The organism is Enterobacter sp. MG-EB028 (assembly GCF_056673305.1).
In genome coordinates, this window is sequence record NZ_CP195079.1 from 287,131 (window position 1) to 304,198 (window position 17,068).

Genomic DNA, 17,068 nt, shown 5'->3' on the forward strand with positions numbered 1-17,068 from the left:
CTGTCGGTGACAGGTTGTAACGAAGGGAGAAGGGCATGGCGAGCGTACAGCTGCGTAATGTAACGAAAGCCTGGGGCGACGTAGTGGTGTCGAAAGACATCAATCTGGACATCACTGAAGGCGAATTCGTGGTGTTTGTGGGCCCATCAGGCTGTGGTAAATCTACTCTGCTGCGTATGATTGCCGGTCTTGAAACCATCACCAGCGGCGATTTGCTGATCGGTGATACCCGAATGAACGACATCCCGCCTGCCGAACGTGGCGTAGGCATGGTGTTCCAGTCTTATGCACTTTATCCCCATCTTTCCGTTGCCGAGAACATGTCTTTTGGCCTGAAGCTGGCCGGGGCAAAAAAAGAGGTCATTAACCAGCGCGTTACGCAGGTGGCGGAAGTGTTACAGCTGGCGCACCTGCTGGAGCGTAAACCGAAAGCGCTTTCCGGTGGTCAGCGTCAGCGCGTGGCGATTGGCCGTACGCTGGTGGCCGAGCCGCGCGTGTTCCTGCTCGATGAACCTCTCTCTAACCTGGATGCCGCGCTGCGCGTCCAGATGCGTATCGAAATCTCCCGTCTGCACAAGCGCCTTGGCCGCACGATGATTTACGTCACCCACGATCAGGTCGAAGCGATGACCCTGGCTGACAAAATCGTGGTGCTGGACGCCGGTCGCGTGGCGCAGGTGGGCAAACCGCTGGAGCTCTATCACTACCCGGCAGACCGCTTTGTTGCGGGCTTTATTGGCTCGCCAAAGATGAACTTCCTGCCTGTTAAAGTGACGGCGACGGCGATTGAACAGGTACAGGTGGAGCTGCCAAACCGCCAGCAAGTCTGGCTGCCGGTCGACAGCGCCAACGTACAGGTCGGGGCAAATATGTCCCTCGGTATCCGTCCTGAGCATCTGCTGCCAAGCCACATTGCGGATGTGACGCTGGAAGGTGAAGTTCAGGTCGTCGAACAGCTTGGTCACGAAACACAGATTCATATCCAGATCCCCGCCATCCGTCAGAACCTGGTCTACCGCCAGAATGACGTGGTGTTGGTAGAAGAGGGTGCCACATTCGCTATCGGCTTGCCGCCAGAGCGCTGCCATCTGTTCCGTGAGGATGGCACTGCATGTCGTCGGTTGCATAAAGAGCCAGGCGTTTAAGCAATCCCAAAAGAAGACACGAAACCGACAGGTGAAGTGTTCAAAGAAAAGCAATGATCTCAGGAGATAGAATGATGATTACTCTGCGCAAACTTCCTCTGGCAGTTGCCGTCGCAGCGGGCGTAATGTCTGCTCAGGCGCTGGCCGTGGATTTCCATGGTTATGCTCGTTCCGGTATCGGCTGGACGGGTAGTGGCGGCGAACAACAGTGCTTCCAGGCAACCGGTGCCCAAAGTAAATACCGTCTTGGTAACGAATGTGAAACCTATGCGGAACTGAAGCTGGGCCAGGAAGTGTGGAAAGAAGGCGACAAGAGCTTCTACTTCGACACCAACGTAGCGTACTCCGTGGCGCAGCAGAACGACTGGGAAGCCACTGACCCGGCGTTCCGTGAAGCTAACGTGCAGGGTAAAAACCTGATCGAATGGCTGCCAGGCTCTACCATCTGGGCCGGTAAGCGTTTCTATCAGCGTCATGACGTACATATGATCGACTTCTACTACTGGGATATCTCTGGTCCTGGTGCGGGTCTGGAAAACATCGATGTCGGTTTTGGTAAGCTCTCTCTGGCAGCAACCCGTTCTTCCGAAGCAGGCGGTTCATCCTCTTTCGCCAGCAACAGTATTTATGATTACACCACTCGTACAGCGAACGATGTCTTTGACGTGCGCCTGGCACAGATGGAAATCAACCCAGGCGGCACTCTAGAACTGGGTGTTGATTACGGTCGTGCTAACCCGCGTGATGATTATCGCCTGGTTGATGGTGCTTCAAAAGATGGTTGGATGTTCACCGCTGAGCACACCCAGAGCATGCTGAAGGGCTATAACAAGTTTGTGGTTCAGTATGCCACTGACTCAATGACGTCTCAGGGTAAAGGCTTGTCTCAAGGTACTGGTGTAGGCATCGATTCTAACTCGGGTTATGCCTACGACATTAACAACAACGGTAGCCTGCTGCGTATTCTCGACCACGGTGCAATCTCTCTGGGCGATCGCTGGGATCTGATGTATGTCGGTATGTACCAGGACATCGACTGGGATAACAACAACGGGACCAAGTGGTGGACCGTGGGTGTACGTCCGATGTTCAAATGGACGCCTATCATGAGCACCTTGCTGGAAGTGGGTTACGACAACGTGAAATCGCAAAGCGCTGACGAAACCAACAACCAGTACAAAATCACCCTGGCACAACAGTGGCAGGCAGGCGACAGCATTTGGTCTCGCCCGGCAATCCGTGTATTCGCAACCTACGCCAAGTGGGATGAGAAGTGGGGTTATGACTACAACGGTAACCCATCTAACAACGCTAACTACGGTAAAGCGTTCAAAGATGGTTTCAATGGAAGCTCCTTCGGTCGTGGCGACAACGACGAGTGGTCCTTCGGCGCCCAGATGGAAATCTGGTGGTAATCCCGTCTTAACCTGACGTAATGACCAAACTGAGGGGCGCAAGCCCCTCAATCCTTGGGACGGCGCGCTATTGCCTGGCTACCGCTGAACCTGTGCATTTTGAGGTGATAACAATGAAAATGAACAAAACTCTCCTTGCCCTTTGTTTATCCGCAGGGCTGCTGGCAAGCGCGCCTGCCGTAACGCTCGCTAACGTCAACTTCGTTCCGCAAAACACAACATCTGCGCCAGCTATTCCGACAGCGGCACTGCAACAGCTTGTCTGGACCCCTGTCGATCAGTCTAAAACCCAGACCACCCAGCTCTCAACGGGCGGCCAGTCGCTTAATGTTCCGGGTATTACCGGCCCGGTCGCTGCGTATAGCGTACCCGCCAATATCGGTGAGCTGGCCATTACCCTGACCAGTGAAGTCAACAAGCAGACGAGCGTATTTGCGCCAAACGTGCTGATTCTCGATCAGAACATGACGCCATCAGCCTTTTTCCCAAGCGAATACTTTACCTACCAGGAGCCTGGCGTGATGAGCGCCGATCGTCTGGAAGGCGTCATGCGCCTGACCCCTGCGCTGGGCCAGCAAAAACTCTACGTGCTGGTCTTTACCACCGAGCAGGATCTCCAGAAGACCACCACGCTGCTTGATCCGGCTAAAGCCTACGCAAAAGGCACCGGTAACGCGGTTCCTGATATTCCAGACCCGATCGCTCGTCACGTCACCGACGGAACGTTAAAGCTGAAGGTGAAAACGAACAGCGGTTCCAGCGTGCTGGTCGGCCCGCTGTTTGGCTCCTCCGGTAACGGCCCTGTGACCGTGGGTAATACCGCAGCACCTGCTTACACCGCACCTGCTGCCACAGCAGCCGCACCGGTCGCCGCCGCAGCGCCAGCCCCGGCGAAGAAAGCGGAGCCGGTACTGAACGACACCGAAGAGTACTTCAACAACGCCATTAAGCAGGCGGTGAAGCGCGGCGATGTCGATAAAGCGCTGAAGCTGCTTGATGAAGCCGAACGTTTAGGTTCAACCACTGCCCGTTCCACCTTTATCAGCAGTGTAAAAGGCAAGGGGTAACCGTTTCCCCACAGTGCTGATTTGTTAGTAGTTTAGTGCGCCTGAGTGGGCGCACTTTTTTTCGTATCCGCCATGCTGTTGCGCCCATGTTGCGATCGTGATCGTTAAATAACGTTTGGCCCCCCTCAATCTGTGTTTCTGCGATACAATGCCATTACGTTATGTATCGGAGAGTCTGGCATGTCACACCCTGCGCTAACGCAACTGCGTGCGCTGCGCTATTTCGACCAAATACCTGCGCTTGATCCGCAGCAACTGGACTGGTTGTTGCTGGAAGATTCCATGACGAAACGTTTTGAGCAACAGGGTAAAACGGTCACGGTGACCCTGATTCAGGAAGGGTTTGTCTCTGGCGATGAGATCGCCAGCGAGCTGCCGCTGCTGCCGCAGGAGGAACGCTACTGGCTGCGCGAAATTTTGCTCTGTGCCGATGGCGAACCCTGGCTTGCCGGGCGCACGGTGGTGCCCGAATCAACGCTTTCCGGGCCTGAGCTGGCGCTGCAGCGGCTGGGGAAAACGCCGCTGGGACGTTATCTCTTCACCTCATCTGAGCTGACCCGTGATTTTATTGAGATTGGTCGTGATGCCGAACTGTGGGGGCGCCGTTCCCGCCTTCGCCTGAGCGGTAAGCCGTTAATCCTGACGGAGCTTTTTTTACCGGCATCACCGTTGTACTAAGAGGAAGAAAAAAATGGAGTGGAGCCTGACGCAGAATAAGCTGTTGGCGTATCACCGTTTAATGCGTACCGATAAACCCATTGGCGCGTTGCTGCTGCTGTGGCCGACCTTATGGGCGCTGTGGGTGGCCACGCCGGGCGTGCCGCCGCTGTGGATCCTGGGCGTATTCGTTGCCGGCGTCTGGCTGATGCGCGCGGCGGGCTGCGTGGTGAATGACTATGCCGATCGTAAATTTGACGGCCACGTAAAGCGTACTGCCAACCGCCCGCTACCCAGCGGCCAGGTGACCGGAAAAGAAGCCCGCGTGCTGTTCATCGTTCTGGTGCTGCTCTCTTTCCTGCTGGTATTAACCCTAAATACCATGACGATTCTGCTGTCCGTCGCAGCGCTGGCTCTGGCCTGGGTCTATCCCTTTATGAAGCGTTATACCCACCTGCCTCAGGTGGTGCTGGGGGCGGCGTTTGGCTGGTCGATTCCGATGGCGTTTGCAGCGGTTAGTGAGTCCTTACCGCTTAGCTGCTGGCTGATGTTCCTGGCGAATATTCTCTGGGCCGTAGCGTATGACACGCAATATGCGATGGTTGACCGCGACGATGACCTGAAAATAGGCATTAAATCGACCGCCATCCTCTTTGGTCGTCAGGACAAACTCATCATTGGCATTCTGCAGGTTGCGGTACTGGCGCTGATGGTCGCGATTGCGCGCCTGAACGGGCTGAACTGGGAATTTTACTGGTCGATACTGGTGGCGGGATTGCTGTTTGCCTACCAGCAGAAGCTGATTGCAAAACGCGAACGCGAAGCCTGTTTTAAGGCGTTTATGAACAATAACTATGTCGGTCTGGTGCTGTTTTTAGGGCTGGTCATGAGCTATTTTTCCTGATCGACGCGCGGTCGTGCCCTGCCGGGTATGGCCGCATCATCATCCGGCATTACCGCCCTCACAAATTTAAACCGTCGTTTCATAAATTCGCGCTTTTGTGAGGCGCTTCACCTACGCTTCTCCCGGGCTAGTCTATTTTCTAAGCGTAAAAAAATAAAACACTGTTTTAACGCTGACATCACTACCCTGGAGCTGACTCAATGAAAACGACCCTCAAGCCGTTACTGGCCGCGCTGTGCCTGTCTGCTTTTGCCTGCACCGTTTCTGCCCAAACCATCAAAGCTGCCGATGTGCATCCTGAAGGCTACCCGAACGTGGTCGCGGTTCAGCACATGGGTGAAAAACTCAAACAGCAAACCGACGGCAAGCTGGAAATTAAGGTTTTCCCGGGCGGCGTGCTGGGGGATGAAAAGCAGATGATAGAGCAGGCGCAGATGGGGGCGATTGACATGATCCGCGTCTCCATGGCGCCGGTTGCCGCCATCCTGCCGGATATTGAAGTCTTCACGCTGCCATACGTCTTCCGCGATGAGGACCACATGCACAAGGTGATCGACGGGGATATCGGCAAGCAGATCGGCGACAAGCTGACCGCGAACCCGAAATCGAAGCTGGTCTTCCTCGGCTGGATGGATTCCGGCACCCGTAATCTCATCACCAAAGAGCCGATCGTGAAGCCGGAAGATCTGAAAGGGAAGAAAATCCGCGTGCAGGGTAGCCCGGTAGCGCTCGCCACGCTGAAGGATATGGGGGCGAACTCGGTGGCGATGGGCGTTAGCGAGGTTTACAGCGGTATGCAGACCGGCGTGATTGACGGCGCGGAGAACAACCCGCCCACCTTTATCGCTCACAACTACATGCCGGTTGCTAAAAACTACACTCTTAGCGGCCACTTTATCACCCCCGAAATGCTGCTCTATTCGAAAGTGAAATGGGACAAGCTGAGCGCTGACGAACAGCAAAAAATCCTGACGCTGGCCCGTGAAGCGCAGTTCGAACAGCGCAAGCTGTGGAATGCGTATAACGACCAGGCGCTGGCGAAAATGAAGGCGGGCGGCGTGCAGTTCCACGATATCGATAAGACGGTATTCATCAAGGCCACAGAGCCGGTGCGCGCGCAGTATGGCGACAAGCATCAGGATCTGATGAAAGCCATCGCTGACGTCCAGTAAGCCGGAGTACGTATGTCCGAACTCTACCTGAAGTGGATGGACCGTCTGTATCTGCTCGCCATGGCGGTGGCGGGGATTTCGCTGCTGGTGATGACGATTGTCATCCCCATCGGCATCTTTTCACGCTACGTGCTCAATCGCGGCGAATCCTGGCCGGAGCCGATCGCCATTATCTGCATGGTGACGTTCACCTTCATCGGCGCGGCGGTGAGTTACCGCGCCGGATCGCATATCGCGGTCAACATGCTGACCGACCGTTTGCCCGCGTCGCTGCAACGGCTGTGCGCGCGGGTGGTTGATCTGCTGATGCTGCTGATCTCCGGTCTGATGTGCTGGTACAGCTACTGGCTGTGCGTCGAACTGTGGGAGCAGCCGGTGGCGGAGTTCCCCATCCTGACCTCCGGCGAAAGCTATCTTCCGCTGCCGATTGGGTCGGCGATTTTGATCCTGTTTGTGCTTGAACGCCTGCTGTTTGGCTCACAGGAAAACCGTCCGGTCGTGCTGATCGGCAATCACAGTTAAGGGGTGAACGATGGATGCTTTTGTTTTGTTATTCACCCTCGCCATTTTGCTGGCGCTGGGAATGCCGGTGGCCTTTGCCGTGGGCTTAAGCGCCGTAGCGGGGGCATTGTGGATTGACCTGCCTCTGGAGGCGCTGATGATCCAGATAACCAGCGGGGTGAACAAATTTACCCTGCTGGCGATCCCGTTCTTTATCCTTGCCGGGGCGATCATGGCGGAAGGGGGCATTGCCCGACGGCTGGTCAACTTTGCCTACGTTTTTGTCGGCTTCATTCGCGGCGGGCTGTCGTTGGTGAACATCGTCGCCTCGACGTTCTTCGGCGCGATTTCCGGTTCGTCGGTGGCGGATACGGCGTCCATCGGCAGCGTGATGATCCCGGAAATGGAGAAGAAGGGCTATCCGCGCGAATACGCGGCGGCGGTCACGGCGAGTGGGTCGGTGCAGGCGATTCTCATCCCGCCCAGCCACAACTCGGTGATTTACTCGCTGGCGGCGGGTGGCACGGTCTCCATCGCCACGCTGTTCATTGCGGGCGTCCTGCCGGGCCTGCTGCTTGGCGTGAGTCTGATGGTGCTCTGCCTGTGCTTCGCCCGCAAGCGCGGCTATCCGAAAGGGGACAAAATCCCTCTCAAACAGGCGCTGAAAATCATGCTCGACGCGCTGTGGGGGCTGATGACGGTGGTGATTATCCTCGGCGGGATCCTGTCCGGGATATTTACCGCCACCGAATCCGCCGCCGTGGCCTGCCTGTGGGCGTTCTTCGTCACCATGTTCATCTACCGCGACTACCAGTGGAACGAACTGCCGAAGCTGATGTGCCGCACAGTCAAAACGGTCACCATCGTGATGATTTTGATTGGCTTTGCCGCAGCGTTTGGCGCGGTGATGACCTACATGCAGCTGCCGATGCGCATCACCGAGTTCTTCACGTCGCTGTCCGATAACAAGTACGTGATCCTGATGTACCTCAACATTATGCTGCTGCTGATCGGCACGCTGATGGACATGGCACCGATCATCCTGATCCTGACCCCGGTGCTGCTGCCGGTGACCAACTCGCTGGGGATTGACCCGGTGCATTTCGGGATGATCATGATGGTCAATCTGGGGATCGGGCTGATCACCCCGCCGGTCGGGTCGGTGCTGTTCGTGGCGAGCGCGGTGAGCAAGCAGAAGATCGAGCACGTTGTGCGGGCGATGCTGCCGTTCTACGGCATGCTGCTGATAGTGCTGGGGATGGTGACGTACATACCGGCGATTTCATTATGGTTGCCGGGGGTGTTAGGGATGCAGTGATGCCGTTTTATGCCGGGTGGCGGCTACGCCTTACCCGGCCTACGGTTCGATAACGATTTTATTTCCGACGCAACAGCCGCAGCGCGTTCGCCGTGACCAGCACCGTCGCCCCGGTATCCGCCAGCACCGCCAGCCACAGCCCGGTCATACCGAGCAGCGTGGTGACGAGAAATATCCCCTTCAGACCCAGCGCAATGCCGATGTTCTGGCGGATATTGGCGCGCGTCGCCCGCGCCAGGCTAATCATCTGCGCCAGCCCGGTCAGGCGGTTATGGGTCAGCGCCGCATCGGCCGTTTCCAGCGCCACATCGGTACCGCTGCCCATTGCAATACCGAGGGTTGCGGCCTTCATCGCCGGAGCATCGTTAATTCCGTCACCCACCATCGCCAGCGGCGCGCGGCTGTTTAGCTCGGTTACCGCGCTGACCTTATCCGCAGGCAGCAACCCGGCCTTAAACTCGAGCCCCAGCTCGCCGGCAATCGCTGCCGCCGCGCGCGGGTTATCACCGGTCAGGATCACGCCCTGTACGCCTAGTTGATGCAGCTCCGCCACGGCGTCTTTTGCATCATCGCGCAGGGTATCGCGCAGTGCCAGCATGCCCAGCGGCGCGCCGTCCTGCATCACGGCAACGACCGTCTGACCGGCCTGCTCTAATGCCTCAACCTGTGGATGAGATAATGTGCCCGCCGCAACAATCAGTACCTTTTTACCGTCGACGACGGCCTCAATTCCTGACCCGACCAGCGCCCGCTGGGCGGTTGCCGAAGGGATATTCAGCCCGCGTCCCTGCGCTTCACGCACAATCGCCTGCGCCAGCGGGTGAGCGGAGCCCTGCTCCACGGCGGCGGCCAGCGCCAGCAGTTCGTCTTCACCGATAGCCTGCGGGTAGACACCCGTCACCTGCGGCTTGCCGACGGTCAGCGTACCCGTTTTATCGAAGGCGATATGCCGGATCTGACTGAGCTGTTCCAGCGCCGCGCCGCCCTTAATCAGCGCCCCGCGACGGGCCGCTGCCGCCAGTCCTGAGGTAATCGCCGCCGGCGTGGAGATCACCAGCGCGCACGGGCAGCCGATCAGCAGCAGGGTCAGCCCTTTATAAATCCAGCCCTCCCACGGCGCGCCGAAAAACAGCGGTGGAATCACGGTAACCAGCAGGGCAACCAGCATGATAGCGGGGGTGTAAATCCGGCTGAAGCGGTCGATGAAACGCTCGACGGGCGCGCGGCGTTCTTCGGCTTCTTCAATCAGCTTCAGGATGCGGTCGATGGCGCTATCGCCCGGTTCGGACAGGACTTTGAGCTGTACCAGGCGGTCAACGCTGGTGGCACCGGCAGGGACTTTTTCGCCTGCGGCACGCTCTACCGGAATGGATTCTCCGGTCAGGGCGCTTTCGTCAAAGCTTGCGGTGGCGGTGAGCAGCGTACCGTCGGCTGGCAGGCGTCCGCCCGCGGCCACTTCAATCACATCGCCCGGTCGCAGCGTGCTGATGGCGACAGTTTCACGTTTGCCTTCATTAACCCGCGTGGCGGTTTCGGGCTTCAGCGCCATCAGCGCGCTTACCCCTTTGCGCGCCCGGCTCGCCGCCCAGCCCTCAAGCCGTTCGCCGATTAAGAACAGCAGCAGGACCATCGCCGCTTCCGCCGTCGCGCCGATAAACAGCGCGCCGATGGCCGCCACGCTCATCAGCGTTTCGATGGCGAACCAGCTGCCGCTTCTTATCAGGCGCAGAGCCTGACGGGCTATCGGGAAGAGCCCGACCAGGGTAGTGGCGATAAACGCCATGTTACCGAACGGGTGGTTAATCTGCTCCAGACCCCAGCTGACCGCCATCATGATGATGAGCGTGATAAGGGGCAGGTTTTCTTTTAACGGGGAGTTTTTTTCAGCGGGAGCCGTTTCGCTGCGCAGGGTATAGCCCGCCTTGCTGACGGCAGCTTCAACCTGCTTCATGACGTCGCTATCGGCGCTGACCAGCAGCTTTTCGGTGGCAAACAGCACCTGAACGTAGTTCACGCCCGGCACCTGCTTCACTGCATTTTCCACTTTGCGGGCGCAGGCCGCGCAGTCCATGCCGCTGACCATCCAGCTGTAGCGGTTGCCGCTTTCAGGAGGCGCCTGAGTTTGCGTTTCACACGCACCTTCGCAGCAGCAGTCGTCTTTCGGCGGAACCGGACTGAGCTTAAGTGCCGAAAGTTGTGGAACTTTTTTAGATGTTTCTGGAGTCGACATGGCAGTCTCCGGTAATGATAATTTTCTCATTAACCGCAGCATACACTCTGGAGTCGACTCCGGAGTCAAGGCTTATTTAAATATACAGCGAACGCACAATCAGGAAATGCCCGGCAAAGTAGCAGGCGGCGGCAATCGCGTTATCCGCCCGGAAGCGGCGGCGATAGTGGCTGCCCAGCCAGACGATATTGCCGAGTAACAGCAGTGCCGCACCGAAGAAGGCGGACATCGCCGGGGCGGTTGGACGGAAGAACCATAGCTCCCCGGCCAGCCACACCATCACCAGCGTCATAGCGATAAACGTACAGACCGGCAGACGCATCTCTTCCAGACGCGACCAGATGACTGCTATCAGCAGGGCGCCAATCACCAGCAGCACCAGCGGCAGCGGCCAGAAGAAGGAGAGCGTCATCTGGCTGGCAAAATAGATGGTATACAGCAGATGCGACAGGAAGAACGCCCCCACGGCGTACAGCAGGCGCTGGCGCGGCAGCAGGGTTAAGGCATCGCCAATCAGGGAGGCACACAGCCCGGCGAGCACCAGATAGCTGATGGCGTTAAACATCGGGGCTTGCCAGGCTAAAAGCAGAAGCAACAGCAGCGTAACGGGTTTAAACAACCAGCGCTGCCAGGCTGGACCGCGATAGGACGCATCGACGTAAAGCCATGCGGAAAAACAGACAGCGATAAATGACCAAAGCATATTAACTCCCTGTAACTGTTGAGGCTGAATAATCAGTTTCTGATCCAGTGTAGTGACGCGGGCGGGCGTTTGGCAATGCCGGGGCAGGCGAGGTATCCTGAATTCCGCATAATCTGATGGGATGTTTTAATGAGCAAGATGCCGCTGTTTTTCATTATCGTGGTGGCGATTATCGTCATTGCCGCCTCGTTCCGCTTCGTGCAACAGCGCCGGGAGAAGGCGGATAACGATGCCGCACCGCTGATGCAAAAGCGCGTGGTGGTGACCAACAAACGTGAGAAGCCGCTCAACGACCGCCGCTCGCGCCAGCAGCAGGTGACGCCTGCGGGCACAACAATGCGCTATGAAGCGAGCTTTAAGCCAGAAACGGGCGGCCTGGAGATGACCTTCCGCCTGGAGGCGCAGCAGTACCATCGGCTGACGGTAGGGGAGAAAGGGACGTTGAGCTACAAAGGGTCGCGGTTTGAAGGGTTTGAACCGGAGCGGTAATTTTCCCCTCACCCCGGCCCTCTCCCAGAGGGAGAGGGTGTAATCGTCCCCTCTCCCTCTGGGAGAGGGTTAGGGTGAGGGCATCAGGCCGCACCTTACTTCTTCACCTGCGCCTTAAATTTCTTCATCCACACCAGCAGTTCAAACACGCCAAAAATAAACACCCGCAGCTGCTGCCAGCCGGTCATCGGCGGGCCATCTTTTGGCAGACCATTTTTCAGCATCACCATCTGCAGGGCGTGCATAAACGACGTGAAAATCAGCGCCACGTTAACGAAGATATTCAACGGGCGCGGGAACGGGTGCACCAGATTCAAAATCAAAAATGCCCAGACGCCCAGCATCAGCAAGCGTCCCAGGTTAATCAGTACCGGCATCGGATCCTCCTTGTGCCTGACGGTGATACAGACGATAAGCCACCTGGCCTGCGACCTTTTCGCGGTGCAGATCCCAGTGAACGGGAACGGGTGGCAGGCCGTTTTCCACTTCGCTTTCTACATAAATTAGCGCGTCATCCGCCAGCCAGCCATTGTGCTCCAGCAGGGATAATGTCTCTTCCAGCAGCCCCTTGCGGAACGGCGGGTCAACAAACACGACGTTATGCGGCGTGCCCTGTTGCGCGAGGAAGCTTAGCGTATTGGTATTTACCACTTTCGCATTCGTCGCCTTCAGCGTCGCCAGATTTTGCTGCAGGGTCTGCGCGACGCCGCGCTCCATCTCCAGCAGCGTGGCGCTGGCAGCATAGCGCGACAGCGCCTCCAGCCCTAAGGCACCGCTTCCGGCGAAGCAGTCCAGGCAATGGGCGTCTACCATTGACGGGGCAAGCCAGTTAAACAGCGTCTCGCGAACGCGGTCGGTGGTGGGGCGTAAACCGGGGCTGTCCGGCACCGGTAATTTCCGGCCTCGCCACTGGCCGCCGATAATGCGAATTTGACCGGCCGGGGCGCGGGTGGGTTTCTTCATCTCTGGAAAGCTCTGTTAACCATTGCCCTGCGATTGCGGGCGGTGATGTCAATTAAGTAAAGTGTTAGACTATTTCATCATTTTTTTAGCTTCCCTGTATATAGCGCCGCGAGGAGTGTAGTCGCAGATGGCAAAACAAAAAAAACGTGGCTTCTTTTCCTGGTTGGGTTTCGGTGAAAAAGAGCAAGAAACAGAACAGAAAACCGAAGAACAACAGGTTGCAGAAGAGCAGTCACAGCCTGAAACGCCAGTAGAAACCGCTGCGGTTGTCGAAGCGGAAGAGCCTGCCCACAGCAAAGAAGAGATTGAATCCTTTGCTGAAGAGGTGGTTGAGGTTACTGAACAGGTTCAGGAGAGCGAGAAGCCAGAGCCGGTCGTCATCGAGACCGTTGCCGATGCGCCTCAGGCCGCAACAGAACATGAAGAGCTGCCGCTGCCGGAAGAGGTCAACGCCGAAGAGATGTCTGCCGAAGAGTGGCAGGCCGAAGCGGAAACCGTTGAAATCGTTGAGGCGGTGGAAGAAGAGGCGGCACTTGAGCCAGAGCTGACCGACGAAGAGCTGGAAGCCCAGGCGCTGGCGGCGGAAGCCGCGGAAGAGTCGGTCATCGTTGTGCCGGTGGAAGAGCAGGCCGAAGAAGAGATCGTGCAGGAGCAGGAAAAACCGACCAAAGAAGGTTTCTTCGCGCGCCTGAAGCGCAGCCTGCTCAAAACCAAAGAAAACTTAGGTTCCGGATTTATCAGTCTGTTCCGCGGCAAGAAGATCGACGACGATCTGTTTGAAGAGCTGGAAGAGCAACTGCTGATTGCGGACGTGGGCGTGGAGACCACCCGTAAGATCATCACCAACCTGACCGAAGGGGCGAGCCGCAAACAGTTGCGCGACGCCGAGGCGCTGTACGGCCTGCTGAAAGACGAGATGGGTGAAATTCTCGCAAAAGTTGACGAACCGCTTAATATTGAAGGCAAAACGCCATTTGTTATTCTGATGGTTGGCGTTAACGGCGTGGGTAAAACCACCACCATCGGCAAGCTGGCGCGTCAGTTTGAGCAGCAGGGCAAATCGGTGATGCTGGCGGCGGGCGATACCTTCCGTGCGGCAGCGGTTGAGCAGCTCCAGGTGTGGGGCCAGCGCAACAACATTCCGGTGATTGCCCAGCACACCGGCGCGGATTCCGCGTCCGTGATTTTCGACGCCATCCAGGCGGCGAAGTCGCGCAACGTGGACGTGCTGATCGCCGACACCGCAGGGCGTTTGCAGAACAAATCGCACCTGATGGAAGAGTTGAAGAAAATCGTCCGCGTCATGAAGAAGCTGGACGAAGATGCACCGCATGAAATTATGCTGACTATCGACGCCAGCACCGGGCAGAACGCCATTAGCCAGGCGAAGCTGTTCCATGAAGCGGTAGGACTGACGGGGATCGCGCTGACCAAGCTGGACGGCACCGCGAAAGGCGGGGTGATCTTCTCCGTGGCCGACCAGTTCGGCATTCCTATCCGCTACATCGGTGTGGGCGAGCGTATTGAGGATTTGCGTCCGTTTAAGGCGGACGACTTTATTGAGGCATTATTTGCCCGAGAGGACTAACAATGATTCGCTTTGAACACGTCAGCAAGGCCTATCTCGGTGGGAGACAAGCGCTGCAGGGGGTGACGTTCCACCTGCAGCCGGGCGAGATGGCATTCCTGACCGGCCATTCCGGCGCGGGGAAAAGTACCCTGCTCAAGCTTATCTGTGGGATAGAACGGCCAAGCGCCGGGAAAATCTGGTTCAGCGGCCACGAAATTAGCCGTCTGAAAAACCGCGAAGTGCCGTTTCTGCGTCGTCAGATCGGCATGATTTTCCAGGATCACCACCTGCTGATGGATCGCACCGTTTTCGATAACGTGGCGATCCCGCTGATTATTGCCGGCGCCAGCTATGACGATATCCGTCGTCGCGTCTCTGCGGCGCTGGATAAGGTCGGGCTGCTGGACAAAGCGAAGAACTTCCCGATCCAGCTCTCCGGCGGTGAACAGCAGCGCGTCGGCATCGCCCGCGCGGTGGTGAACAAGCCTGCGGTACTGCTGGCGGATGAACCGACCGGTAACCTGGACGATGCCCTGTCCGAAGGGATTTTGCGTCTGTTTGAGGAATTCAACCGCGTAGGGGTAACGGTACTGATGGCGACGCACGATATGGGACTCATTTCTCGTCGTTCGTACCGCATGCTGACCCTGAGCGACGGGCATTTGCACGGAGGCCACGGTGAACAAGCGTGATGCAATGAACCAGATTCGGCAGTTCGGGAACCGGTTTGACCGTTTCCGTAAGCCGCAGGGCGGCGGTGACGGCAATCGTAATGCGCCTAAGCGCCAGAAAGCGGCGCCGAAGCCGGCCTCCCGCAAGACCAACGTGTTTAACGAGCAGGTGCGTTACGCCTTCCACGGCGCGCTGCAGGACCTGAAAAGCAAACCGCTGGCGACGTTCCTGACGGTGATGGTGATTGCCATCTCCCTGACGCTGCCAAGCGTCTGCTACATGGTCTATAAGAACGTCAACCAGGCGGCGTCGCAGTATTATCCGTCACCGCAGATCACCGTTTATCTGGATAAAGCGCTCGACGATAACGCGGCGGCGCAGGTGGTCGGGCAAATCCAGGCCGAGCAGGGCGTGGAAAAGGTCAATTATCTTTCCCGTGAAGAAGCGCTGGGCGAGTTCCGTAACTGGTCAGGCTTTGGCGGCGCGCTGGATATGCTCGAAGAGAACCCGCTGCCTGCGGTGGCGGTGGTGATCCCGAAGCTTGATTTCCAGGGCACCGATTCGCTGAATACCCTGCGCGACCGCATCACCCGCATCAACGGGATTGATGAAGTACGCATGGACGACAGCTGGTTTGCCCGTCTTGCGGCACTGACCGGGCTGGTGGGACGCGTGTCGGCGATGATCGGCGTGCTGATGGTGGCGGCGGTGTTCCTCGTCATCGGTAACAGCGTGCGCCTGAGCATCTTTGCGCGCCGCGATACCATCAACGTGCAGAAACTGATTGGCGCAACGGACGGTTTCATCCTGCGTCCGTTCCTTTACGGCGGCGCACTGCTCGGTTTCTCCGGCGCATTTCTTTCACTGATATTGTCAGAAATTTTGGTGATGCGGCTTTCGTCTGCCGTCACTGAAGTGGCGCAGGTTTTCGGAACTAAGTTTGATATCAGTGGTTTAGGCTTCGATGAGTGCCTGCTGTTGCTGCTGGTGTGCTCCATGATCGGCTGGATTGCCGCATGGCTGGCAACGGTTCAACATTTACGCCACTTTACTCCCGACTAATAAAAGCGTGATATAATCTTTCCCTGCACCGAGATGTTCGCTCTGCAGGGAAAGCGTCCCTGTTGTCTCTTCCCCTGTTATCATCTCCATGTCACATTTTGTGCGTAATTTATTCACCGTTGCACCTGGAACTTGTGGATAAAATCACTGTCTGATAAAAGAGTGAATGCTAATCTCGTTGCTCAAACGCTTTGGCATGGTTGTTGCCTGACGGGGACAGCCTGGACCAGAAGAAACATTGAGAGGAATGAATGACCAAAGAAATGCAAACTTTAGCTTTAGCCCCTGTTGGTAACCTGGAATCTTATATCCGGGCTGCGAACACCTGGCCGATGTTAACGGCCGAGGAAGAAAAGGAGCTTGCTGAAAAGCTGCATTACCAGGGCGATCTGGAAGCAGCGAAGAAGCTGATCCTGTCTCACCTGCGCTTTGTTGTTCACATTGCTCGTAACTATGCGGGCTATGGCCTGCCGCAGGCGGACTTGATTCAGGAAGGTAACATCGGCCTGATGAAGGCTGTACGTCGCTTTAACCCGGAAGTGGGCGTGCGACTGGTCTCCTTCGCCGTACACTGGATCAAAGCAGAAATTCATGAATACGTGCTGCGCAACTGGCGTATCGTGAAGGTCGCCACGACAAAAGCGCAACGTAAGCTGTTCTTCAACCTGCGTAAAACCAAGCAGCGTCTGGGCTGGTTCAATCAGGATGAAGTGGAAATGGTGGCGCGTGAGCTGGGCGTATCCAGCAAAGACGTGCGTGAGATGGAATCCCGTATGGCCGCGCAGGACATGACTTTCGATATGTCCTCCGACGACGACGCATCTGACAGCCAGCCGATGGCACCGGTTCTGTATCTGCAGGATAAAACCTCTAACTTTGCCGACGGCATCGAAGAGGATAACTGGGAAGATCAGGCCGCGAACAAGCTGACCCATGCGATGGAAGGCCTCGACGAACGTAGCCAGGATATCATCCGCGCCCGCTGGCTGGACGAAGACAACAAGTCCACGCTGCAGGAGCTGGCCGACCGCTACGGCGTTTCTGCGGAACGTGTTCGTCAGCTTGAAAAGAACGCCATGAAAAAACTTCGCGCCGCTATCGAAGCGTAATTACCGCGAATAACACCGAGAACCCCTGGATGAGAGTCTGGGGGTTTTGTTTTTTTAGCGCCCGCTCTGGCGAATTCCCTCCCCCTGGCAA

At 57.1% G+C, this 17,068-nt stretch carries 17 protein-coding genes; 13 read left to right on the forward strand and 4 right to left on the reverse strand.

The features are described from left to right. Window positions 1–35 precede the first annotated feature (35 nt). From malK to ACR42C_RS01285, 8 genes are all read left to right on the forward strand, one after another. Window positions 36–1,145 (forward strand): maltose/maltodextrin ABC transporter ATP-binding protein MalK, encoded by a 1,110-nt coding sequence (malK, locus tag ACR42C_RS01250; RefSeq protein ID WP_028015130.1) that lies wholly within the window; start codon window positions 36–38, stop codon window positions 1,143–1,145. Between the two features lie 71 nt (window positions 1,146–1,216). After that, a complete protein-coding gene (locus tag ACR42C_RS01255) occupies window positions 1,217–2,560 on the forward strand; it encodes a maltoporin (protein WP_316380632.1) in 1,344 nt (447 codons plus the stop codon). A 113-nt stretch (window positions 2,561–2,673) separates the two neighbouring features. Next, window positions 2,674–3,627, forward strand: a complete 954-nt coding sequence (gene malM / locus ACR42C_RS01260) for a maltose operon protein MalM (protein WP_166709764.1) — start codon at window positions 2,674–2,676, stop codon at window positions 3,625–3,627. 180 nt (window positions 3,628–3,807) lie between these two features. Further along, window positions 3,808–4,305 carry a chorismate lyase gene (gene ubiC / locus ACR42C_RS01265; RefSeq protein WP_014882105.1) on the forward strand — a complete coding sequence of 166 codons (498 nt, stop codon included), beginning with the start codon at window positions 3,808–3,810 and terminating at the stop codon, window positions 4,303–4,305. 13 nt (window positions 4,306–4,318) lie between these two features. Continuing rightward, the gene (gene ubiA / locus ACR42C_RS01270) at window positions 4,319–5,188 is read left to right on the forward strand and encodes a 4-hydroxybenzoate octaprenyltransferase (RefSeq protein WP_080329933.1); all 870 of its coding nucleotides are present in this window, start codon (window positions 4,319–4,321) and stop codon (window positions 5,186–5,188) included. 200 nt (window positions 5,189–5,388) lie between these two features. Continuing rightward, window positions 5,389–6,360: a TRAP transporter substrate-binding protein gene (locus ACR42C_RS01275; protein ID WP_192984284.1), complete on the forward strand. Its 972-nt coding sequence runs from the start codon at window positions 5,389–5,391 to the stop codon at window positions 6,358–6,360. Between the two features lie 12 nt (window positions 6,361–6,372). After that, on the forward strand, window positions 6,373–6,882 hold the full coding sequence (locus ACR42C_RS01280; protein ID WP_061099578.1) for a TRAP transporter small permease: 510 nt from the start codon (window positions 6,373–6,375) through the stop codon (window positions 6,880–6,882). Between the two features lie 10 nt (window positions 6,883–6,892). Then, window positions 6,893–8,179 (forward strand): TRAP transporter large permease, encoded by a 1,287-nt coding sequence (locus ACR42C_RS01285; RefSeq protein WP_163330889.1) that lies wholly within the window; start codon window positions 6,893–6,895, stop codon window positions 8,177–8,179. Window positions 8,180–8,237: 58 nt separating this feature from the next. On the opposite strand, the gene zntA is transcribed toward ACR42C_RS01285, so the two are convergent. Both zntA and ACR42C_RS01295 read right to left on the reverse strand, forming a co-directional pair. Beyond that, on the reverse strand, window positions 8,238–10,409 hold the full coding sequence (gene zntA / locus ACR42C_RS01290) for a Zn(II)/Cd(II)/Pb(II) translocating P-type ATPase ZntA (RefSeq protein WP_479984656.1): 2,172 nt from the start codon (window positions 10,407–10,409) through the stop codon (window positions 8,238–8,240). A 76-nt stretch (window positions 10,410–10,485) separates the two neighbouring features. Next, window positions 10,486–11,112, reverse strand: a complete 627-nt coding sequence (locus ACR42C_RS01295) for a lysoplasmalogenase (RefSeq protein WP_116343986.1) — start codon at window positions 11,110–11,112, stop codon at window positions 10,486–10,488. Window positions 11,113–11,241: 129 nt separating this feature from the next. Here ACR42C_RS01295 and ACR42C_RS01300 point away from each other — a divergent pair, with 129 nt between their 5' ends. Further along, window positions 11,242–11,601: a DUF2500 domain-containing protein gene (locus ACR42C_RS01300; RefSeq protein WP_116343987.1), complete on the forward strand. Its 360-nt coding sequence runs from the start codon at window positions 11,242–11,244 to the stop codon at window positions 11,599–11,601. A gap of 95 nt (window positions 11,602–11,696) precedes the next feature. Here ACR42C_RS01300 and ACR42C_RS01305 read toward each other — a convergent pair whose 3' ends face one another. Beyond that, window positions 11,697–11,978 (reverse strand): DUF1145 family protein, encoded by a 282-nt coding sequence (locus tag ACR42C_RS01305; RefSeq protein WP_014882110.1) that lies wholly within the window; start codon window positions 11,976–11,978, stop codon window positions 11,697–11,699. Continuing rightward, window positions 11,962–12,564: a 16S rRNA (guanine(966)-N(2))-methyltransferase gene (gene rsmD, locus ACR42C_RS01310; RefSeq protein WP_028015140.1), complete on the reverse strand. Its 603-nt coding sequence runs from the start codon at window positions 12,562–12,564 to the stop codon at window positions 11,962–11,964. The genes ACR42C_RS01305 and rsmD overlap by 17 nt, the downstream gene beginning before the upstream one ends. A gap of 127 nt (window positions 12,565–12,691) precedes the next feature. Between rsmD and ftsY the strand changes: the two genes are divergently transcribed. The 4 genes from ftsY to rpoH all read left to right on the forward strand — a co-directional run bounded on the left by ftsY (window position 12,692) and on the right by rpoH (window position 16,977). Further along, on the forward strand, window positions 12,692–14,152 hold the full coding sequence (gene ftsY, locus ACR42C_RS01315; RefSeq protein ID WP_479984657.1) for a signal recognition particle-docking protein FtsY: 1,461 nt from the start codon (window positions 12,692–12,694) through the stop codon (window positions 14,150–14,152). A gap of 2 nt (window positions 14,153–14,154) precedes the next feature. Beyond that, complete coding sequence (gene ftsE / locus ACR42C_RS01320) at window positions 14,155–14,826, forward strand: cell division ATP-binding protein FtsE (RefSeq protein WP_003861525.1); 672 nt, start codon at window positions 14,155–14,157, stop codon at window positions 14,824–14,826. Next, the gene (gene ftsX, locus ACR42C_RS01325; protein WP_028015142.1) at window positions 14,813–15,868 is read left to right on the forward strand and encodes a permease-like cell division protein FtsX; all 1,056 of its coding nucleotides are present in this window, start codon (window positions 14,813–14,815) and stop codon (window positions 15,866–15,868) included. The genes ftsE and ftsX overlap by 14 nt, the downstream gene beginning before the upstream one ends. Before the next feature lie 251 nt (window positions 15,869–16,119). Beyond that, complete coding sequence (gene rpoH / locus ACR42C_RS01330) at window positions 16,120–16,977, forward strand: RNA polymerase sigma factor RpoH (RefSeq protein WP_028015143.1); 858 nt, start codon at window positions 16,120–16,122, stop codon at window positions 16,975–16,977. Window positions 16,978–17,068 lie beyond the last annotated feature (91 nt).